The sequence below is a fragment of the Streptomyces sp. NPDC088706 genome, assembly GCF_044752765.1.
In the GTDB taxonomy this organism is placed as follows: Bacteria; Actinomycetota; Actinomycetes; order Streptomycetales; family Streptomycetaceae; genus Streptomyces.
In genome coordinates this window covers 82781-102945 of record NZ_JBIVLW010000014.1, presented here as the reverse complement: position 1 = coordinate 102945, position 20165 = coordinate 82781, and the positions used below count along the sequence as shown (strand labels likewise).

Sequence of the window (20165 nt, the reverse complement as noted above, 5' to 3'; positions counted from 1 at the left end):
ACTCACTAGGCGGTACACACCATGTTGCTCTCAGCATTCGGCTCATTCCTCCAGCTGCTCTATCTGGCGATGCTGGTGCTGGCCGTGGTCGCCTTCTTCTTCGCGGTGACCGCCCGGGAGGACGCCTACCGTGCCGCCGACAAGAAGAAGAAGTCCTTCTGGCTGATCATTCTCGGCGTCGCCGTCGCGGTGAACCTGCTCATCCCCTTCCTCTTCCTCCAGCTCGCGGGCGTGGTGGCGTCGATCGTGTTCATGGTCGACGTACGTCCCGCGCTCAAGGAGGTCTCGGGCGGTCGAGGTGGCCGCCGGGGCGGGTCCAGCAGCGACGGGCCCTACGGGCCGTACAACGGCGGGCGCTGAAGACCCCTGGCGATACCCGGGGCAGCGGCGGTCGACGCGGGGCCGGAGCGTGAGGCGCTCCGGCCCCGTCGCCGTGTCCGCTCCGGGTCGCGGCCCAGCAGCAGCACCGCCACGTCGTCCGTCAGCTCGCCGCCGTTCAGCTCCCGCACCTCGGCGACCGCGGCCTCCAGCAGCTCCTCGCCCGCCAGCCCCTGCTCCAGGCGGCTGTTGACCATGGCGACCATGCCGTCCTGGCCCAGCCGCTGACTGCTGCCCGCGCCGACACGGCCCTCGATGAGCCCGTCCGTGTACATCATCAGACTCCACTCCCCGCCCAGCTCGACCTGGCGGCGCGGCCACCGGGCGCGTGGCAGCAGCCCGAGCGCCGGCCCGCCGTCCTCGTACGGGAGCAGGCGCGCCGGCCGGCCGTGGCGGGCCAGCAGCGGTGCGGGGTGGCCGGCCAGGCAGAGTCCGGCGCGGCGGCCGTCGGGGGCGATGTCGACGGTGCAGAGCGTCGCGAAGATCTCCTCGCTCTGCCGTTCGTGCTCCAGCACCTGCTGGAGGGTGGAGAGCAACTGGTCGCCGCAGAGCCCGGCCAGCGTCAGCGCCCGCCAGGCGATGCGCAGCTCGACGCCGAGCGCCGCCTCGTCCGGGCCGTGCCCGCAGACGTCGCCGATCATCGCGTGGACCGTGCCGTCGGGAGTGCGCACGGTGTCGTAGAAGTCGCCGCCGAGCAGGGCGCGGCTGCGGCCGGGCCGGTAACGGGCGGCGAAGCTCAGGTCGGAGCCCTCCAGCAGCGGGGTGGGCAGCAGGCCGCGTTCCAGGCGGGCGTTCTCCTGGGCGCGCAGTCCGGACTCCGTCAGCTGGTGCTGCGCGATGTCCGCCCGCTTGCGCTCGACGGCGTACCGGATCGCGCGGCTCAGTACCCGCGCGTCCAGCTCGCCCCGGAAGAGGTAGTCCTGAGCCCCGACGCGTACCGCCTCGGCCGCCAGCTCCGTGTCGTCCTGCGCGGTGAGCACGAGGACCGCGTGGAGCGGGGCGATCCGCAGGACGTGGGTGAGGACCGCCAGCTCGGCGACCCGCCCGGGGACGGGCTCCGGCCGGTGCTCCGCGCCGGGTCCGGTGGAGGCGGTCGAGATTGCGGTGGTGGCCGGCACGGGCAGCGCGAGGTCCAGCAGGATGCAGTCGACGTCGTCGGTGAGCAGCCGGCCCGCCTCGGTGAGGTTGCGGGCCGTACGGATACGGACCCGGGTTCCGGCCGCTGCCGAGAGTTCGGGTCCCGTGATGCTGCCCGCCGGGTCGTCCTCGATCACCAGGACGGTGAGGTCGCCGCCATGGTTGGTCTCCGCAGCGGGAGCGTCACGTTGCTGCGGTACGGGTACGGGCATCGGTTCGGGTCCTTCCCTCCCCCCGAGGGCGCGGCGGGACGACGATCGACGACCCGCCAGTCGGGGACGATAGCGGTCTCCGGCGGGGGAACGGAATGGCGCACGGGGACCGGCCCCCGTCATATGCGCCGTCATAAGCCGCTTCCTGGCACGGATCCGGCGGGATGGGGCGCCCCGGGGGCGGGGGAGAGGCCATGACAAACATCACCCGCGTACGCCCGCGCCCAGACCCGTCGCGTGGCGCCGCTCACGTCCCTTGCGGGGAGCTCACGTTCGTCCCTTGCGGGGGAGCTCACGTTCCCTGCCGGGGCTCGCAGGGAAGCTCACGTTCCTCGTAGGGAAGCCCACGTTCCTTGTGAGGGGAGGGGAGAAGGGGCCCTTCGGAAGAAGACGAGCCCTACTTGTCCGGCCGGACCACGCCGAGGATCTTCATCGAGCCCGCACCCGCCAGGGTGACGTGGCGGCCGGGGCGCGGGGAGTGGACGATCGCGCCGTCACCGACGTACATCCCGACGTGGCTGGCGTCGGCGTGGTAGATGATCAGGTCGCCGGGGCGCATGTCCTGGATGCCGACGCGCGGGAGCAGCCGCCACTGCTCCTGCGAGGTGCGCGGGATCGGCCGCCCCGCCGCTGCCCACGCCTTCGAGGTGAGTCCCGAGCAGTCGTACGAGCCGGGGCCCGTCGCCCCCCATACGTACGGCTTGCCGATCTGCGCGGTGGCGAAGGCTATGGCCGCCTTGCCGGCCGCGCTCGCCTCGCCGCTGATGTCCCCGACGCCTTGGCCGGGGCGGGTGGCGAGCCAGGCGGACTGCGCCCTGTTCGCGGCCTCCTGCTCCAGCTCGCGCAGCCGGACTCGTTCCTTCTTCTCCAGCCGCGATTCGAGCTTCTCCGCCGCGGCTATCTGGGCGTTGATCTTCTTCTTGGCCTTGGCCTGCTTGACCCGGTCGGCTTCGAGCTTCTCCCAGTGGGTGCTCGCGTCCTGGGTATAGGTCTGCAGGTCCTCCTGGGTCCGGTTCAGCTCGGCGAGGACCGTCTTGTTCGCCTGCTGGCTCGTACGGATCTTGTTGACGCCGTCCAGGAAGAGCCGCGGGTCGTCGCTGAGGACCAGCTGGGCGCCGGGCGGCAGGCCGCCGTTGCGGTACTGCTCGCGCGCCTGGGCGCCGGCGCGGTCCTTCAGCTCGGCTATGCGGGCCTGGCCGTCGACGATGGCCTTGGCCAGCTTCACGATCTCGCCGGACTGCTTCTTGGCCTGCTCCTCGGCGAGGTTGTACGCGTCCGTGGCCGCTCCGGCCTTCCGGTACAGCGTCTCGATCTGCGCACGGACCTTTTCGAGGTCCTCCTCCGAAGACGGGGACGAGGAGGAGGACGAAGGCGCGCGGGAGCCGGGAGCCGAAGCGGAAGGGGGCGGCGACGAGTCCGGCGTCGGCGCGGCCATCGCCTGGACCGGGACGGTCAGCAGGCCCAGCGCGCAGACCAGCGTGATGGCTGCGGCGGCACAGTGGCGTCGGTTCACGAGCTCCCCCTCCCGGCTGGATCCGGGCCGGTCTCCGGGTCCAGGCAAGGACAACGGTCAAGACAAAAAGCGACAAGAGCCACAAAGGCAACTAGCGTTGGATAGCGTGCACTTGACTTACCGTCAGTAACGTCAGGTGACGTCGTGATCGTGCCATGTCGTCCGGTAAAGCAACAGGGGCAGTCAGCAGCTGATGCCTCGTACCCCCGCCGGCTGACGCCTCGTACCCCCATCCCCAGGGACGAACGACACACCTGTGGCGTTCCCCGCAAGAGCATACTTTCGCCCGGTCAGGCGACGTTCAGCGACGTTCAGCGACGTGCAGCGACGTGCAGCGACATCCAGCGACGTTCAGCGAAGGTCGGGCCGCAGCGCGTCCCACGCGACGGTGATCTCGCCCTGCCGCCACCTCCGCACGCCGTCCGTCACCGGCCAGTCGGCCGCCAGCGCCCGCACCGCCGCGATCCAGCGCTGCCGGGCACCGAGCGACGCGTACGGGGAGGCCGCCGCCCAAGCCCGGTCGAAGTCGCGCAGGAACGCGTGGACCGGCTCGCCCGGCACGTTCCGGTGGATCAGCGCCTTCGGCAGGCGCTCCGCGAGGTCGGAGGGGCGCTCCAGCGAACCGAGCCGGGCTGCGAAGGTGACCGTGCGCGCCCCCTCCGCCCCCAGGGCCACCCATACATGCCGGCGCCCGATCTCGTCGCAGGTCCCCTCCACCAGCAGCCCGCCGGGGGCGAGCCGGGAGCGGAGCCGCGTCCAGACCTCGGGGACCTGGTCCTCGTCGTACTGGCGCAGCACGTTCGCCGCCCGGATGAGCGTGGGCCGCGCCTCCAGCGGGATCTCGAAGCCACCGTGGACGAAGGTGAGCCCTTCGCGCTCGTACGGCTTCGCGGCGGCGACCCGCTCCGGATCGATCTCGATGCCGGCCACGGCGGTGCGGGGCTCGACCGTACGAAGCCGGGCCAGCAGCTCGACGGCGGTCCAGGGGGCCGCCCCGTACCCGAGATCGACGGCCACGGGGGCGTCGGCGCGGCGCAGGGCCGGGCCGTGCGCGGCGGCGATCCAGCGGTCCATGCGGCGCAGCCGGTTCGGGTTGGTGGTCCCGCGGGTGGCGGTGCCGATGGGGCGCTGACGCATGCGGCGAGCGTATGCGACGGGGGAGGGGCGGGTACCCGCAGGCCGGAGGGGACGGCATCCCGTCCGTGCCCCCCTCAGGGCCGGGCGCGGGCGGAGATGCCGCCCCTTCCCGCGTCCGTAATGATTTGGCAAAGCGGAAATGAAAGGCGGGATTCCGCTGTTCTCGCCCTTCGGAGGGCCCCGCGCCCCTCCGCAGTGTGCCCCGAGCGAGGAGGACCGACGACGTGAGCCAGTACGTCTCCCGGCTCGGCTCCACCCGGACCGGCCCCCGGATCCGGTTCCCCGGCGGCTTCTCCGGGTCCTCCCGCAAGCCGCGTCGCATTGCGATGCTCTCCGTGCACACCTCCCCGCTGCACCAGCCGGGCATGGGCGACGCGGGGGGGATGAACGTCTACATCGTCGAGCTGGCCAAGCGCCTTGCCGCGATCAACATCGAGGTCGAGATCTTCACCCGGGCCACCACCGGCTCGCTGCCCCCCGAGGTCGAGCTCTCGCCCGGCGTCCTGGTCCGGCACGTCGACGCGGGCCCGTACGAAGGGCTCGCCAAGGAGGACCTGCCCGCCCAGCTCTGCGCCTTCACGCACGGCGTGATGCAGGCCTGGGCCGGACAGCGCCCGGGCTACTACGACCTCGTGCACTCCCACTACTGGCTCTCCGGTCAGGTCGGCTGGCTCGCCGCCCAGCGCTGGGGCGTCCCGCTCGTGCACGCGATGCACACCATGGCCAAGGTCAAGAACGCCGCGCTCGCCGAGGGGGACACCCCCGAGCCGGCCGCCCGGGTCATCGGCGAGACCCAGATCGTCCGCGCCTCCGACCGGCTGATCGCCAACACCGCCGAGGAGGCCGACGAGCTGGTCCGCTTCTACGACGCCGACCCCTCCGCCGTCGCCGTCGTGCACCCCGGTGTCAACCTGGACCGCTTCCGCCCCTTCCCCAAGGACTCCGGCAAGCTCCGTCCAGGGCATGCCCGATCCGGGGATGCCCGATCCGCCCGCGCCGCCGCGCGGGCCCGCCTGGGGCTGCCGCAGGACGCGCTGATCCCGCTGTTCGCGGGGCGCATCCAGCCGCTGAAGGCCCCGGACGTGCTGCTGCGCTCGGTCGCCGTGCTCCTGGAGCGGGACCCCTCCCTGCGCTCCCGGATCGTGGTGCCCGTCGTGGGCGGCCCGAGCGGCAGCGGGCTCGCCAAGCCCGAGGGGCTGCAGAAGCTGGCCGCCCGGCTGGGCATCGCCGATGTCGTACGGTTCCATCCGCCGGTGGGCCAGGACCGGCTGGCGGACTGGTTCCGGGCCGCGTCCGTGCTGGTCATGCCGTCGTACAGCGAGTCCTTCGGCCTGGTCGCCATCGAGGCCCAGGCGGCCGGTACGCCGGTGGTCGCGGCGGCGGTGGGCGGGCTGCCGGTGGCGGTGCGGGACCAGGTCAGCGGCTTCCTCATACCCGGCCACGACCCGGAGGCGTACGCCCGCGCGCTCGAACGGTTCGCGGACGCGCCGGAGCTGGTGGAGCGGATGGGGGCGGCGGCCACCGCGCACGCGCAGTCCTTCGGCTGGGACACGGCGGCCTCGGCGACGGCCGACGTCTACACGGCGGCGCTGGCCGATTACCGCCGCCGGGCGCGTACGCACCACGGCTGAGGCCGCCGGGCGCGTACGCACCACGGCTGAGGCACTCCTGCCGGCCGCCCGGGGCTGACGTACGCTCGCTGCATGGCTGACGTACCCGATGAAACAGCAGCGGCCCAGGTCATCGAGGCGACGCTGAACGAGGCCGGGCTCACATGGGAGAGCCCGGCACCCGGCAGCTACGTGGTGACGCTGCCGGGCACCCGCAAGCTGTCGACGACCTGTTCGCTCATCGTCGGCAAGCACTCCCTCTCCCTCAACGCCTTCGTCGTCCGCCACCCGGACGAGAACGAGGCCGAGGTCCACCGCTGGCTCCTGGAGCGCAATCTCCGTCTCTTCGGGCTGAGTTACGCGATCGACTCGCTCGGTGACGTCTACCTGGCCGGGAAGCTCCCGCTCTCCGTGGTCACCCCCCAGGAGCTGGACCGGCTGCTCGGCACGGTCCTGGAGGCGGCCGACGACTCGTTCAACACCCTTCTCGAACTGGGTTTCGCCAGCTCGATCCGTAAGGAGTACGCGTGGCGGGTCTCGCGTGGCGAGTCGACGCGGAACCTCGACGCGTTCAGCCACCTGATCAAGCGCTCGTCCGACGGCTGACGTCGTCCAGGGCGCCCCAGGAGACGGGCGTCCGTCCGGGCCGGCGTCTCAGGGCACGGTCTCGACGAGCATGACGAGCATGACGAGGCAGAGGTAACTCCGTTGCGGGCGAGCCGCATCCGTACGGACTCGGTGGACTCCGGGACCCCGCCCGCTCGCGGCGAGGGTTGTGCGGCGGCACCGCACAGTGGGTTCACAGGATGATCACAGCGGAATCACGATCGAGGGGGAGGGCCGCTGGGCGGGGCATCGGTCAGAGGTTCGATCGTAAAGTGTGGATCACTGCGACGGGCCGTCCCAGGCGGCGTCGAAGTGCCGTACGGGGGAAGGGCGGTCGCTCCCCGAACTGGAGAGAAGAACCATGCGCGCCACTGTCGTACGCCGTACCGCCCTCGCCGCCTGTGCGGTCTCCCTGACCCTGCTGGCCACGGCCTGCGGCGGCTCGTCCGACTCCGACGCCGAGGGCGGGAAGGGCGGCAGGGCCGGGAACGCGGCGGAGGGTGGTTCGAGCGCCTCGAAGACGTCGGCCAAGGCGCTCAGCGCCGCCGAACTGGAGACCGCGTCGCTGAAGCAGGGAGACGTCGCGGGCCACAAGGTCGCCAAGGCGGGTCCGGACGACGAGGTTCCGGCGGACGGCATCAAGGTCGACAAGGAAGCCTGCCTGCCGGTCGCCCACGCCATGTACGGCGTGGCGCAGGAGGGTTCGGTGGCCACCACGAAGCGCAAGGTGATCACGGAGCCGAAGGCCGGCGGCAAGAAGTCGCTGAAGGACATGACGGAGGGCGAGGCCGAGGACGCGCTGACGGCGGCCTTCGACCTGACGTCCACGTTCGTCGCACTGAACTCGTACGACGGGACGGCGGGCCCGGACGCGTTCGCCGCGCTGAAGAAGGCCGCGGCGGACTGCGCGGGCGGCTTCACCGCCACGGTCGCCGGTGAGCCGACGAAGATCGCCTCGGTCACCGAGGAGAAGGTCACCGGCGGCGACGAGTCCGCGGCTTGGACGGTCACCTCGCAAGACGACGGCAACCAGGCCCCGTTCAAGCTGGCCGCGCTGCGCGAGGAGGGCACCGTGGCGACGTTCTTCGCCTTCAACCTGGCAGCGGCGGGCGGCGGCGCGAAGTTCACCGTGCCGACGGAGGTCGTGGCGGCGCAGGCCAAGAAGCTCGGCTGAGGCACCGTCGTACGTCCCCCTGCCCTGGGGGCTCGGGTGCAGGGGACGAAGGCCCCTGCACCGGCCCCCGGGCAGAGGCGAAGGCACCCCTGTCCTGGGGGCTCGGATTCAGGGCAGGGGCACGAGCCGGACGACGGTGACGGTCAGCACGGACCGGGAGACGTAGTAGAGGACGATGGCCCCCGAGACGGTGGCCTCCCGCCGGTCGCGCTCGCTCTTGACGGCGGACGAGGCGTGCCCGTACGGCTCCCTGCCCAGGGTGCGGGCCATCTCGTCCCGGAAGGACTCGCCGTCGCGCATCTTGGCCAGGGTGTCGTCGGCCGGCGGGGCGTAGGAGATGCGGAAGCTCAAGCGACGCTCCGCCTCTCGGCCTCGTCCTGCGCCAGCCGGTCCAGGATCCGTTCGGCCTCGGGATCGGGAACGGCCTCCAGCATCCAGTGCCGCATGACGGCCTGGATCTCGTGGACTCCGGCCTCGTTGATGGCGAGGTCGAACTCGTCGCGTCTCTCCTCGGGGAGCGCGGCCCGGATGTCCGGGATGCTGTTGGGCACCTCGACCTCGGTGCCGCCGACGAAGGTCTTCAGAGACTCGCCCATGATCGCTCTCCCCGATCTCCTCGCCCTTGAGGCATTGCGCCGGATGCCCGGGCCGCCCCCGCCGGGCGCCCGCGATCACCCGTGGGATCGCCACGGGGCGGCATGGCCCCACGGTAGTGCGTATGCCGGGCACTTGGACCTCGTAGGCCACGCCTCGTGCTTGCCGCTGCACGGTGCCGCTGAGGGGCTCGCCCCTCAGCCGCGCCCGAGCTTCTCCGCCACCCGGTCGCGCAGGAGAACGTACTCCTCCCGAAGCCGCCGCCACTCCTCGATGGGCGGCCGAGGTATGGCGATGCCCCCGCTGACGATCTCCTCGGGCCCGAACTGCTCCCGGGTCAGGTCGATTTCGACGCCCGTGCGCAGCCGGTTCCACCAGTGATAGTCGATGCGCCGTCCGTCGACACGCACCTCGCCCCGGATCAGCTCTCCGCCAAGCAGATCGTTGAGCACCATGGCGGTCACCCCGCACTGGTCCCGCGCCGGATTGTCCGGACTCCACCGGTCCCGGTACTCCGGTGTACAGGTCTCGGCGCTCCAACTGTCGCGGAGGGCACGTTCGATGTCGGTGAGCAGGTAGGTCGCCATGGGGCCATCGTGGCAGGACCCACTGACAACGCAGCGGCCCGTCGCATCGCGGGCCGTACGGATGGACACGCCCCGCGGCCGCTTGCAGCAACCGGCCACGTACCGGCGCAGCCTCTCCGTGCCGAACCCCGTGGCTGAGCGCGGCACGGGAACCCGGTGACAACGAGCTACGGCCCCCTGGCAACCGGATACGGCGGACTCGTACTCTCCAGGTCATGGAATGGACAGCGTTGGTCGCCGCGGTGGTGGGTGCGGTCATCGGGGTGGGCAGCACGCTCGTCACGGACCGAGCGACGTGGCGACGGGACACGCGTGAGCAGGACAGAGAGACCCTGCGCACACTGGCTGCCCAGTTCCTGGAGGCCCTGACCGAGGCGCGCGACACCATAAGCGATGCCAGCAGATCGGGGCACCTACCCGTGGACGAGCGGGCCCAGCTTGCTCGCGCCGGGGTCCTCGCCCACGGCGTGCACGCGAAGCAGTACCAACTGGAGCTGGTGGCCACAGCAGAGGTGGCCGAATTCGCCAGGGACGCCGCCTACCAACTGGTCCTGTATCGGGACGCCGTAGTCACCGGACATCTCCGTGACGATCCGGAGTGCGCGGAGGCACGGCGCGCATTCCGGGAGGCCCGTCACAGGCTCATGGCAGCCTTGCGGTCCTCACTGGTTCGCCCCTGAGCGGCCGGAGGGGCGTCGGTACGCCACGGTGGAACGACGGCCCGCTCCGGGCACGACAAGCCCCCCACCCGCGGTCGGACCGCAGGCGGGGGGCTCGCCGGGAAACGCGCGGGCTACTTCTTCTTGCCCTGGTTCTTCACGGCCTCGATGGCCGCCTTCGCCGCGTCCGGGTCGAGGTACGTGCCGCCCGGCTTCAGCGGCTTGAAGTCGGCGTCGAGCTCGTAGGAGAGCGGGATGCCCGTCGGGATGTTGAGGCCCGAGATGTCCTCGTCCGAGATGCCGTCCAGGTGCTTCACCAGGCCACGGAGGCTGTTGCCGTGAGCGGCGACCAGGACCGTGCGGCCGGTGAGGAGGTCGGGGACGATGCTGTCGAACCAGTATGGGAGCATCCGGACGACGACGTCCTTCAGGCACTCCGTGTCCGGGCGCAGCTCCGGGGGGAGGGTCGCGTAGCGCGGGTCGTCGAACTGGGAGTACTCGGCGTCGCGGTCCAGCGACGGCGGCGGGGTGTCGTACGAGCGGCGCCAGAGCATGAACTGCTCCTCGCCGAACTCGGCCAGCGTCTGGGCCTTGTCCTTGCCCTGGAGGGCGCCGTAGTGGCGCTCGTTCAGGCGCCAGGAGCGGCGGACCGGGATCCAGAGGCGGTCGGCGGACTCCAGGGCCAGCTGCGCGGTGCGGATCGCGCGGCGCTGCAGGGACGTGTGCAGGACGTCGGGGAGCAGACCGGCGTCCTTGAGCAGCTCACCGCCGCGGACTGCTTCCTTCTCGCCCTTTTCGGTGAGGTTGACGTCCACCCAACCGGTGAACAGGTTCTTCGCGTTCCATTCGCTCTCGCCGTGGCGGAGGAGGATCAGCTTGTACGGTGCGTCGGCCATGAGTCCGAGCGTAATCGAACCCGTACGGCCTCCGCGCGCCCGCCCGGGTGGCGGACACGCGGGCCGCCGGGGCGTGGAGCGGGGCTGATGACCGGCGCCCGCCGGGGGGGGGTAGTGCGTGCTGACGCGCGGCGCCCGCCGAGAGGCAGGGCGTGCTGACGCGCGGCGCCGTCACGAGGTGGGGCGCGCTGACGATTGACGGTCGGCGTCAATCCGGTGGCGGGTGGGAAGCGCGGCTTCGTAACGTACGGACTGCCATCGGGGCGCTTACCCGATGTGCCTCGTTCCGTACGTCCCGTGGGGGGAACCGCATGTCCGTCGCCGGTCTCAGAACAGCCGTCCGCGAGACCGTCTCCGGGCTGCCCCGGGCGTTCTGGTGGCTCTGGCTCAGCACGCTGGTCAACCGGCTCGGCGCCTTCGTCGCCACGTTCATGGCCCTGTATCTGACCCTGGAGCGCGGCTACTCGGCCTCGTACGCCGGTCTCGTCGTCGCCCTCCATGGGCTCGGCGGTGTCATCTCCTCGCTCGGCGCCGGGGTGATGACCGACCGGCTGGGGCGGCGGCCCACCATGCTCATCGCGCAGACCTCCACGGCCGTCTCCGTGGCGGTGCTCGGGTTCATGGAGCACCCCTTCGCCATCGCGGGCGTCGCCTTCCTCGTCGGCATGGCGAGCAACGCCTCCCGCCCCGCCGTGCAGGCGATGATGGCGGACATCGTGCCCCCCAAGGACCGCGTGCGGGCCTTCTCGCTCAACTACTGGGCCATCAACCTCGGGTTCGCGGTCTCCTCCGCCGCGGCCGGGTTCATCGCCGAGTACAGCTACCTCGCCGGCTTCGTCGGCGAGGCGCTCATGACGCTCGTCTGCGCCGTCGTCGTCTTCGTGAAGGTGCCGGAGTCGCGTCCCGCGCAGGCCCCCGTGAAGACCGTCGGCGGCAAGCGGGCCAAGGACGAGGTGCGGCTCACCACCGTCCTGCGGGACGGGCGCTTCATGGGCGTCGTGGGGCTGTCGTTCCTGGTGTCGCTGATCTTCCAGCAGGGGTACGTGGGGCTGCCGGTGGCGATGGGGGCGGACGGGCTCTCCAGCTCCGACTTCGGTACCGCCATCGCCGTCAACGGTGTGCTGATCGTGGCCCTCCAGATCCCCGTCACCCGCTTCATCCAGCACCGCGACCCGCGTCGGCTGCTGATCGTCTCCTCGTTGCTCGCCGGGTACGGCTTCGGGCTGACGGCCTTCGCCGGGTCCGTCGGGGTGTACGCCCTGACGGTCTGCGTCTGGACCCTCGCCGAGATCGTGAACGCGCCCACCCAGACGGGGATCGTCGTGCAGCTGTCGCCGGCTCAGGGCCGGGGCCGCTACCAGGGCATGTACACGATGTCCTGGTCGGTGGCCGCGCTCGTCGCGCCCCTGATGTCCGGCTTCGTGATCGACCACTACGGCGCGGCCTGGCTCTGGGGCGCCTGCGCGGTGATCGGTACGGTCGCCGCCTTCGGCTACTGGCTGCTGATGCGCAACCTGCCCCGCGAGGAGATCCTCGACGAGGAGAACGTCCCCGAGCCCGCTCCCGTACCCGCTCAGGCCCGGCCGGACCAGGCCGAGCCCGGCGCGGCGGCGGTGTCGGTGTCGGTGGAGCGCGCGGTCTGACCTCCGTACGGGGGAGGCTCCGTACGGGGGAGGCCCCGTACGGAGAAGGGGACGCGGCGACATCGCCCGGCCGCGGAGACACGGCGGCGGCGCCCGCCCGGCGAGACCACCGGGCGGGCGCCGGCGCATGCCTGCGAGGTGCGTGGCGCCGGTCAGCCCGAGCAGCCGCCGCACTGGCACGGAGCACCGGACTGGCAGCCGCACCCGCAGCCCGAGCCGCAGCCGCAGGCGCCGAGCACGGGCAGGTGCACCACTTCGGTCGGGGTCTCCAGCTGGGGTTCGGTCATGGGGGAATCGGCCATGGTCCCTCCTCAGGGGCGTACGGCTGGGCGGCCGACGCCGATGCGCCGCCGCCGGGGACGTGACGACACGGCGCGTACCGCGTACGGCCATGGCGCCGTCCCCGCCCCATTGCATGCCCATCCCGCCCGGCGCATCAACGGCGCACACGTGCAGGAACGCATGTGCGACTCGCGTGCGCCGGGTGCGTACCGGGCGGATACGGGGTGCGTGCCGGGTGCGTGCCTGCTGTGCAGGGGTGCCGTGCGCGCCCTCTCGTAACGGTCAGGAGCCCTCCACCGGCGTCGCCGCCTGGAGCTCGTCCGCGTGTTCACCCGTCACCAGGTAGACGACGCGCTTCGCCACCGACACCGCGTGGTCCGCGAAACGCTCGTAGTAGCGGCCCAGCAGCGTCACGTCGACGGCCGTCTCGATGCCGTGCTTCCAGCGGTCGTCCATCAGGTGCTGGAACAGCGTGCGGTGCAGCAGGTCCATCTCGTCGTCGTCCTGCTCCAGCTGGAGTGCCAGATCGACGTCCTTGGTGATGATGACCTCGGCGGCCTTGGCCATCAGCCGCTGGGCGAGCTGGCCCATCTCCAGGATCGTGGCGTGCAGGTCGTGCGGGACCGCCGACTGCGGGAAGCGCAGCCGGGCCAGCTTCGCCACGTGCTGGGCGAGGTCGCCCGAGCGCTCCAGGTCGGCACTCATCCGCAGCGAGGTCACCACGATCCGCAGATCGGTCGCCACCGGCTGCTGACGGGCGAGGAGGGCGATCGCGCGCGCCTCCAGGTCGTGCTGGAGTTCGTCGACCTTCTGGTCGCCGGCGATCACGCTCTCCGCGAGCTTCAGGTCGGCGTCGAGCATGGACGTGGTCGCCCGGCCGATCGCCGATCCGACCAGCCGGGCCATCTCGACCAGGCCTTCTCCGATCGAGTCGAGTTCCTCGTGGTAAGCGTCGCGCATGGAAGTCCCTCTCCAGTTCCAACTGAGGCCGGGGTCTCGGACCGACCCCCACGGTTACACGGTGCGGCCGCAACGCGTCCGTATCCGGCCCCCTAAGTGAACCGGCTCCATCCCCTCGGTGAACTCTGGGCGACGAGTGTTCGAGATGGCACTCGGACGGCTGGGAGAGTGTCTGCGCACCCGCATAACCTTGAAGCATGGACGTGAACGCGGCGGTCGCCGCAGCTGCAGCGATCGCCGGGCTCTGTACCGGTGTGATCGCCATGCTGGCGTTCCGCTGGAGCGAGCGCGACCTGAAACGGCCCACGCGTACGTCTCTGCGGCCGGACGGCAACGCCGCCCTGCCGCCGGGAGTGGACACGGTCCTCTCCGTGCTCAGCTCCTCCGCCGTCGTGCTGGACGAGAGCGACGGGGTGGTCAAGGCCAGCTCCGCCGCGTATGCGCTGGGCCTGGTCAGGGGCGGTCGCCTCGCTGTCGAGCCGATGCTCAACATGGCCCGCGACACCCGGCGTGACGGTGAGATACGCCAGGGCGAGCTGGACCTCCCCCGGCGCGGCACCGGCCGGGGGGACACCCTCGCCGTCTCCGCCCGCGTCGCCCCGCTGGGCTCGCGGCTGGTGCTGCTGCTGGTCGAGGACCTCACGGAGGCCCGCCGGATAGAGGCGGTACGGCGCGACTTCGTCGCCAACGTGAGCCACGAGCTCAAGACCCCCACGGGAGCGCTTTCACTCCTCTCCGAGGCGGTCATGGACGCCTCCGACGACCCGGAGGCGGTGGTGCGGTTCGCCGGGCGAATGCAGATCGAGGCGACCCGGCTGACCAATCTGGTGCAGGAGCTCATCGACCTCTCCCGGGTGCAGAACGACGATCCCCTGGAGGACGCCGAGCCGGTCAAGGTGGAGGTGCTCGTCGCCGAGGCGATCGACCGCTGCCGCCAGCAGGCCGGCTCCAAGCAGATCACCATGGCCTCCGGCGGCGCCGAGGGCCTCACCGTCTGGGGCAACCGGGGCCAGCTCGTCGGAGCCCTCGGCAACCTCGTCGAGAACGCCGTCAACTACAGTCCCGCCCGCACCCGGGTCGGAATCGCGGCGCGCCGCACCGCCGGGCCGGGCGGGGACCTGATCGAGATAGCCGTGACCGACCAGGGCATCGGCATCTCGGAGAAGGACCGCGAGCGGGTCTTCGAGCGGTTCTACCGCGTCGACCCGGCCCGCTCCCGCGCCACCGGTGGCACCGGTCTCGGCCTGGCCATCGTCAAACACGTGGCCGCCTCGCACGGCGGGGAGGTCACCGTCTGGAGCTCCGAGGGACAGGGCTCCACCTTCACCCTCCGGCTGCCCGAATCGGGCGCCGTGAGGGAGCGCACCACCGGCGGACCGCTTATCGTCAACGGCGTCAACGGCGTCGGCGGCGAAGACAAGCCCCCGTTCGAGACCGACTCCTATGACCCCTTCCCTGCCCCGGAGGCTCTTCCGTGACCCGAGTGCTTGTCGTCGAGGATGAGGAATCCTTCAGCGACGCCCTGTCCTACATGCTGCGCAAGGAAGGCTTCGAGGTAGCGATCGCCGCGACCGGCCCCGACGGCTTGGACGAGTTCGAGCGCAACGGCGCCGACCTGGTCCTGCTCGACCTGATGCTGCCCGGCCTGCCCGGCACCGAGGTGTGCCGCCAGCTGCGCAGCCGCTCCAACGTCCCGGTGATCATGGTCACCGCCAAGGACAGCGAGATCGACAAGGTCGTCGGGCTCGAAATAGGAGCCGACGACTACGTCACCAAGCCGTTCTCCTCGCGCGAGCTCGTCGCCCGCATCCGCGCCGTCCTGCGCCGCCGCGGCGAACCGGAGGAGGTCACCCCGGCCGCCCTGGAGGCGGGTCCGGTCCGGATGGACGTGGACCGGCACGTGGTCACGGTCTCCGGCGGCAAGGTCGACCTCCCGCTCAAGGAGTTCGACCTCCTGGAGATGCTGCTGCGCAACGCAGGCCGCGTGCTGACCCGCATGCAGCTGATCGACCGGGTCTGGGGCGCGGACTACGTCGGCGACACCAAGACCCTCGACGTCCACGTCAAGCGCCTGCGCGCCAAGATCGAGCCCGACCCCGGCGCACCGCGCTACCTCGTCACCGTGCGGGGCCTCGGGTACAAGTTCGAGCCGTAAACCGCGGGACCCGTAGTACTGACTGGCACGACGTGCGGGACCCGTACGACGCGAGGGGGCGCTTCCCGACCGGGAAGCGCCCCCTCGCGTAGCCGCGCGCGTGTTCCGTACGAACGCGGGCGCACGCCCGCGGGCGGCGTCCGACGTTCGTGACCTATGCGGTCGGCGTCGGCCGTTCGTGTCGTGCACGGTCAGCGTCGGCCGTTCGTACACGTACGCGGCCAGCGTCAGCCGTTCGTGTCGTGCACGGTCAGCGTCAGCCGTTCGTATACGTACGCGGTCGGCGTCGGCGTTCGTGTGCGTACGCGGTCAGCGTCAGCCGCTCGTCCCGGTCTCCGGGGAGCCCTCCGTGCCGCCCTGCTGCTCCGCACCGGTCGCCGGGGACTCCGGGGCGCCCGGGGTCTCGCCCGCCGGCGCGCCCGGCGTCTCGGAGCCACCTGCGCCCGGGGTCTCGGAGCCATCCGCGTCCGGGGTCTCGCTCGGCTTCGGTGCCGGGGCCTCGGGCCGCGCGGTGGGACCGAAGTCCTTGTAGTAGCCGGTCGCCGGGACGACGTTCGCGCCGAGTGCGACATCGCCGGTGCGGCTCAGCTTGAAGACGACCTGCTGGACGTTGCCGTCCTGGGTGGCCTCGCGGCCCTCCTCGATCACGGCGGAGGCGTTGCCCTCGCCGCCGAGGATGACCCGGCCGCCGGCCGGGATCTCGACGGGGCCGCTGCCCTTCGAAGCCTGGAGCTTCACGCGGACGTCGGTGCCGGGCAGCGTGATGCTCTCCAGGACCTCGGCCTCGCTGCTGTCGTTGAACAGTGTCGCGGTGACCGCGGCGGGGCCCTCGGCCTCGGGCTCGGCCTGCGTGATCACGTTCACGTTCTGGACCTTGACGGAGCCCACCGAGGTGGCCGCGTTGTCCGGCCTGACCTTGAGCGTCTCGGCACTGTTGCCCGCCGCGCAGGCGGACAGGGAGACGATCGAGAACGCGATGGCAGTGGCGGCGAGAGCGCCGTGTCGAAGGCTGCGGCTCACGGCGGCGGCAACTCCTTGAACGATCGGACTGCGGACTTCGGACGTCGGGCGTTGGGCTGCGCGCCCCGCGGACGGCCGGGGAAGGGATGACGTAAAGCCGTCCTAAGGGTGTGTCAGCGGCCTTAGGCTACCGAGCCGCCCGCCCCGCCCCGCACCCGACCCGCCTCTAGGACGTGCGGGTCTTCCCGCAGCGTCCGGCCGGCCGCGGTGAGCTGTCACGGACCTGCCGCGGCGAGCGGCGACCGGGGCGCACCCGCCCCGGGCCCGGCGGCCGACACGACATGTGCCGTTCACGTAATCCCCGTGATCAATTCCTTGGGCCGCGGCGCATTCCCCGGGAAAGGCGTCGTGTGGAGCGGGCCTTGATCAATTTCATTGGACACCGGTACATACATCCGTACGGGTGATCGACGGCCGAACGGAGTACGGAAAGTTCACCATCCGGAACCCGACAAAACGGGACTTTCGCCCTCTTCTGTGGGGCTTCCGGGCCGTGTGACGCGAGCGTTTCGCTCCGGTCGTACAGCCGCTCCGACCTGCGAATACCGTCTTCCGGAAGCCTTCCGCAGCACGTTCGTGTTGCTGTTGTCAAGCCCCGAGATATGCCCTGACCTGCGAAAACGCCATTCAGGAGAGGGGATTCTCGTGTTACTCTGGATAGCCACGGAAGGGGTACCTGTCACATGACGTTCAAGGTTGGCGACACCGTGGTCTATCCCCATCACGGGGCCGCGCTGATCGAGGCTATCGAAACTCGCCAGATCAAAGGCGTGGACAAGACCTACTTGGTGCTCAAGGTCGCCCAGGGCGACTTGACGGTTCGTGTGCCGGCGGACAATGCGGAGTTCGTGGGCGTGCGCGACGTGGTCGGGCAGGAGGGGCTGGACCGGGTCTTCGAGGTGCTTCGCGCGCCGTATGCCGAAGAGCCGACGAACTGGTCCCGGCGTTACAAGGCAAATCTGGAGAAGCTCGCCTCGGGCGATGTCATCAAGGTCGCTGAAGTGGTGCGTGACCTGTGGCGTCGTGAGCGCGAGCGCGGTCTCTCCGCCGGAGAGAAGCGCATGCTTGCCAAGGCCCGCCAGATCCTGGTGAGCGAGCTCGCTCTCGCGGAGAACACGAACGAGGACAAGGCCGAGGCCCTGCTCGACGAGGTCCTCGCGTCCTGAACCGGATCGCACCGGTCATGAGAATGTGCCGCGGTGCCCGCTGACCAGCCGTTTGTACGGTGTGTCGTCGGGCGCTGCGGCATGTCCGGGCCCGCACAGCCAAGAGCCCGGACCCCGGACCCCGGATATACCGGACGTATGAGACCGGACCGGATTCAACGGGTTACCGAAAGTGCCGGAGCGAGAGCCCGACTTCCGGTAACCCCGTGCTCGTCCGTACTCGACGTACCCGTCCCTGCCCGGTGACGGACGGGTGGGTGCGTCAGCCGGACCACTGTTCACCGCTGCGACTCCGCTCGATCCGGGTGTCACGGAAGGGGCCCGGTCCAAGTCAGGGCGTCACGCCCGGCTTGGTGGGCCCCTACCCACGTCGCCCGTGGAAACAAACCTGCCGAACCTTCGGACCTTTCCTCCCGGCCCCCTCGGGCCCTCGGACCTTCGGAGTGCAACCGATGTCATCGACGCCACCCCCGCCCGATCGGCCGCGCCCCCTCCGTACCGCCGCGGTGATTCCCGCAGCCGGGCGGGGCATACGGCTCGGACCGGGCACGCCCAAGGCCCTTCGGGCGCTCGGCGGCACGCCCATGCTCATCCACGCGGTCCGCGCCATGGCGGCCTCCCGGGCCGTCTCCCTCGTCGTGGTGGTCGCCCCGCCGGACGGCGCGCCCGAGGTGAAGCACCTTCTCGACGAGCACGCCCTGCCCGAGCGCACCGACTACCTGGTGGTGCCCGGCGGGGACACCCGGCAGGAGTCGGTGGGCCTCGGACTCGACGCGCTGCCGGAGGACATCTCCGTCGTCCTGGTCCACGACGCTGCCCGCCCTCTGGTGCCGGTCGACACGGTGGACGCCGTCGTGGAAGCCGTACGGAACGGGGCGCCCGCCGTCGTGCCCGCCCTGCCGCTCGCCGACACCGTCAAGGAGGTCGAGCCCGCGGCGGTGGCGGGGGAGCCGGAGCCGGTGCTCTCCACCCCCGTACGGGCCAGGCTGCGCGCGGTGCAGACCCCGCAGGGTTTCGACCGGGACACGCTGGCGCGGGCCCACGCCGAGGTCGCGCTCGACGGCGAGGGCGCCACGGACGACGCGGGCATGGTCGAACGCCTCGGGCAGCCGGTCGTCGTCGTCCCCGGACACGAAGAGGCCTTCAAGGTCACCAGGCCGCTCGACCTCGTGCTGGCCGAAGCGGTACTCGCCCGCAGGAGGGCCCACGATGGCTTCTGAGCACACCGCGGGTGAGCACACCGCCGGCGCGCCCGTCATCCCGCTCGTCGGGATCGGCACCGACATCCACGCCTTCGAGGAGGGCCGCGACCTGTGGTGCGCGGGCCTGAAGTGGGAGGGCGAGGGCCCTGGTCTGGCCGGCCACTCGGACGCCGACGTCGTCGCGCACGCCGCCTGCAACGCCCTCTTCTCCGCAGCCGGCCTCGGCGACCTCGGTCAGCACTTCGGCACCGGCCGCCCAGAGTGGTCCGGCGCCGCCGGCGTGACGCTGCTCACCGAAGCCGCCCGGATCGTCCGCGCCGAGGGGTACGAGATCGGGAACGTCGCCGTCCAGGTCGTCGGCGTACGCCCCAAGATCGGCAAGCGGCGCGACGAGGCGCAGAAGGTGCTGTCCGCCGCGGTGGGCGCCCCGGTCTCGCTGTCCGCCGCCACCACGGACGGCCTCGGCTTCACCGGGCGCGGCGAGGGCATCGCGGGGATCGCGACAGCGCTGGTCTACCGGGCGCGCTGACCCGAGAGGGCCCGTACGCCTTGCCCATCGCCCATCGCCTATCGCCTATCGCCCACGGCCTCTCGCCCATCGCCCATCGCCCACGGCCTCTCGCCCATCGCTCGGCACGCTCGGAACTAGGGCGACGCGGGAAGTATCAGAGGGAACGCGAGGTTGGGGGGAGAGTCAGAGGATCACGCGCCAGCCACCAGGAGGACGTACGTCATGACCGCCGCACTCTCCACCGAGCTCAAGGACCTGCTCGACTCCCCGGTCTTCGTCAACATCGCCACCATCCAGCCGGACGGCAGCCCGCAGGTCTCACCGGTGTGGGTGAAGCGCGACGGCGACGACCTCCTGGTCTCCACCACCGTCGGCCGCCGCAAGGAGACGAACCTCCGCCGCGACCCGCGCGTCACCGTCGTCGTCCAGCCGGCCGACAACCCGTACACCTACGCCGAGATCCGCGGCCGGGCGGAGCTGACCACCGAGGGCGGCCAGGAGCTGATCGACGAGCTGTCGCTGAAGTACAGCGGCAAGCCGTACGCGGAGTTCAACCCGAACTCCGCCCAGGACGCCCCCCGGGTCGTGGTCCGGATCACCCCGCGCAAGGTCGTCGGACGCCTTTGAGGAGCACCTGAGAGCCCTCGGCGGCGCTGCCCCGACCAGGCCGGTATCAGAAAGTTGCCCCGCGATCGCCCATGGGTCGCGGGGCACTGGTGTCGG

Annotated in this window: 22 protein-coding genes; 12 read left to right on the top strand and 10 right to left on the bottom strand. The window is 71.2% G+C overall.

Features of this window, described 5'->3' with window-relative positions; translation table 11 throughout:
- Positions 1–21 precede the first annotated feature (21 nt).
- Positions 22–360 carry a DUF2516 family protein gene (locus tag ACIQAK_RS25990; RefSeq protein ID WP_366391521.1) on the top strand — a complete coding sequence of 113 codons (339 nt, stop codon included), beginning with the start codon at positions 22–24 and terminating at the stop codon, positions 358–360.
- Here the strand turns inward: ACIQAK_RS25990 and ACIQAK_RS25985 are convergent.
- The 3 genes from ACIQAK_RS25985 to ACIQAK_RS25975 all read right to left on the bottom strand — a co-directional run bounded on the left by ACIQAK_RS25985 (position 333) and on the right by ACIQAK_RS25975 (position 4377).
- Positions 333–1727, bottom strand: a complete 1395-nt coding sequence (locus ACIQAK_RS25985; protein WP_366391522.1) for a SpoIIE family protein phosphatase — start codon at positions 1725–1727, stop codon at positions 333–335. The genes ACIQAK_RS25990 and ACIQAK_RS25985 overlap by 28 nt on opposite strands.
- A gap of 397 nt (positions 1728–2124) precedes the next feature.
- Positions 2125–3240: an NlpC/P60 family protein gene (locus ACIQAK_RS25980; protein ID WP_366391523.1), complete on the bottom strand. Its 1116-nt coding sequence runs from the start codon at positions 3238–3240 to the stop codon at positions 2125–2127.
- Positions 3241–3591: 351 nt separating this feature from the next.
- Positions 3592–4377: a class I SAM-dependent methyltransferase gene (locus tag ACIQAK_RS25975; protein WP_366391524.1), complete on the bottom strand. Its 786-nt coding sequence runs from the start codon at positions 4375–4377 to the stop codon at positions 3592–3594.
- A gap of 224 nt (positions 4378–4601) precedes the next feature.
- On the opposite strand from ACIQAK_RS25975, the gene mshA reads away from it, so the two are divergent.
- From mshA to ACIQAK_RS25960, 3 genes are all read left to right on the top strand, one after another.
- A complete protein-coding gene (mshA, locus tag ACIQAK_RS25970; protein ID WP_366391525.1) occupies positions 4602–6008 on the top strand; it encodes a D-inositol-3-phosphate glycosyltransferase in 1407 nt (468 codons plus the stop codon).
- A 72-nt stretch (positions 6009–6080) separates the two neighbouring features.
- Positions 6081–6593: a YbjN domain-containing protein gene (locus tag ACIQAK_RS25965; protein ID WP_366391526.1), complete on the top strand. Its 513-nt coding sequence runs from the start codon at positions 6081–6083 to the stop codon at positions 6591–6593.
- A 361-nt stretch (positions 6594–6954) separates the two neighbouring features.
- Positions 6955–7767 (top strand): hypothetical protein, encoded by an 813-nt coding sequence (locus ACIQAK_RS25960; protein ID WP_366391527.1) that lies wholly within the window; start codon positions 6955–6957, stop codon positions 7765–7767.
- A 108-nt stretch (positions 7768–7875) separates the two neighbouring features.
- Here the strand turns inward: ACIQAK_RS25960 and ACIQAK_RS25955 are convergent, their stop codons facing one another.
- From ACIQAK_RS25955 to ACIQAK_RS25945, 3 genes are all read right to left on the bottom strand, one after another.
- Positions 7876–8118, bottom strand: coding sequence for a hypothetical protein (locus tag ACIQAK_RS25955; protein WP_366391528.1), 243 nt, complete (start codon positions 8116–8118; stop codon positions 7876–7878).
- Positions 8115–8363 (bottom strand): hypothetical protein, encoded by a 249-nt coding sequence (locus ACIQAK_RS25950; RefSeq protein ID WP_366391529.1) that lies wholly within the window; start codon positions 8361–8363, stop codon positions 8115–8117. The genes ACIQAK_RS25955 and ACIQAK_RS25950 overlap by 4 nt, the downstream gene beginning before the upstream one ends.
- A 195-nt stretch (positions 8364–8558) precedes the next feature.
- Entirely contained in the window at positions 8559–8948 is a 390-nt protein-coding gene (locus ACIQAK_RS25945; RefSeq protein ID WP_366391530.1) for a hypothetical protein, read from the bottom strand.
- Between the two features lie 215 nt (positions 8949–9163).
- Between ACIQAK_RS25945 and ACIQAK_RS25940 the strand changes: the two genes are divergently transcribed.
- A complete protein-coding gene (locus ACIQAK_RS25940; RefSeq protein WP_366391531.1) occupies positions 9164–9628 on the top strand; it encodes a hypothetical protein in 465 nt (154 codons plus the stop codon).
- Between the two features lie 113 nt (positions 9629–9741).
- On the opposite strand, the gene ACIQAK_RS25935 is transcribed toward ACIQAK_RS25940, so the two are convergent.
- A complete protein-coding gene (locus ACIQAK_RS25935; protein WP_366391532.1) occupies positions 9742–10503 on the bottom strand; it encodes a phosphoglyceromutase in 762 nt (253 codons plus the stop codon).
- A gap of 311 nt (positions 10504–10814) precedes the next feature.
- Between ACIQAK_RS25935 and ACIQAK_RS25930 the strand changes: the two genes are divergently transcribed.
- The gene (locus ACIQAK_RS25930) at positions 10815–12146 is read left to right on the top strand and encodes an MFS transporter (RefSeq protein WP_366391533.1); all 1332 of its coding nucleotides are present in this window, start codon (positions 10815–10817) and stop codon (positions 12144–12146) included.
- A 152-nt stretch (positions 12147–12298) separates the two neighbouring features.
- Here ACIQAK_RS25930 and ACIQAK_RS25925 read toward each other — a convergent pair whose 3' ends face one another.
- Positions 12299–12448 (bottom strand): hypothetical protein, encoded by a 150-nt coding sequence (locus ACIQAK_RS25925; protein ID WP_015610292.1) that lies wholly within the window; start codon positions 12446–12448, stop codon positions 12299–12301.
- 262 nt (positions 12449–12710) lie between these two features.
- Positions 12711–13388, bottom strand: a complete 678-nt coding sequence (phoU, locus tag ACIQAK_RS25920; protein WP_366391534.1) for a phosphate signaling complex protein PhoU — start codon at positions 13386–13388, stop codon at positions 12711–12713.
- Between the two features lie 197 nt (positions 13389–13585).
- On the opposite strand from phoU, the gene ACIQAK_RS25915 reads away from it, so the two are divergent.
- Together ACIQAK_RS25915 and ACIQAK_RS25910 are read left to right on the top strand one after the other, a co-directional pair.
- On the top strand, positions 13586–14866 hold the full coding sequence (locus tag ACIQAK_RS25915; protein WP_366391535.1) for an ATP-binding protein: 1281 nt from the start codon (positions 13586–13588) through the stop codon (positions 14864–14866).
- Positions 14863–15543, top strand: coding sequence for a response regulator transcription factor (locus tag ACIQAK_RS25910; RefSeq protein ID WP_003968183.1), 681 nt, complete (start codon positions 14863–14865; stop codon positions 15541–15543). The genes ACIQAK_RS25915 and ACIQAK_RS25910 overlap by 4 nt, the downstream gene beginning before the upstream one ends.
- A gap of 315 nt (positions 15544–15858) precedes the next feature.
- On the opposite strand, the gene ACIQAK_RS25905 is transcribed toward ACIQAK_RS25910, so the two are convergent.
- Positions 15859–16563: a DUF461 domain-containing protein gene (locus ACIQAK_RS25905; protein WP_366391536.1), complete on the bottom strand. Its 705-nt coding sequence runs from the start codon at positions 16561–16563 to the stop codon at positions 15859–15861.
- Positions 16564–17246: 683 nt separating this feature from the next.
- Here ACIQAK_RS25905 and ACIQAK_RS25900 point away from each other — a divergent pair.
- From ACIQAK_RS25900 to ACIQAK_RS25885, 4 genes are all read left to right on the top strand, one after another.
- Positions 17247–17729 (top strand): CarD family transcriptional regulator, encoded by a 483-nt coding sequence (locus tag ACIQAK_RS25900; protein ID WP_006380568.1) that lies wholly within the window; start codon positions 17247–17249, stop codon positions 17727–17729.
- Between the two features lie 452 nt (positions 17730–18181).
- Positions 18182–18949 carry a 2-C-methyl-D-erythritol 4-phosphate cytidylyltransferase gene (ispD, locus tag ACIQAK_RS25895; RefSeq protein WP_366391537.1) on the top strand — a complete coding sequence of 256 codons (768 nt, stop codon included), beginning with the start codon at positions 18182–18184 and terminating at the stop codon, positions 18947–18949.
- Positions 18939–19460 (top strand): 2-C-methyl-D-erythritol 2,4-cyclodiphosphate synthase, encoded by a 522-nt coding sequence (ispF, locus tag ACIQAK_RS25890; protein WP_366391538.1) that lies wholly within the window; start codon positions 18939–18941, stop codon positions 19458–19460. Before ispD ends, ispF begins: the two co-directional genes overlap by 11 nt.
- Before the next feature lie 204 nt (positions 19461–19664).
- Positions 19665–20069: a PPOX class F420-dependent oxidoreductase gene (locus ACIQAK_RS25885; protein WP_366391539.1), complete on the top strand. Its 405-nt coding sequence runs from the start codon at positions 19665–19667 to the stop codon at positions 20067–20069.
- The last annotated feature ends 96 nt before the right edge of the window (positions 20070–20165 follow it).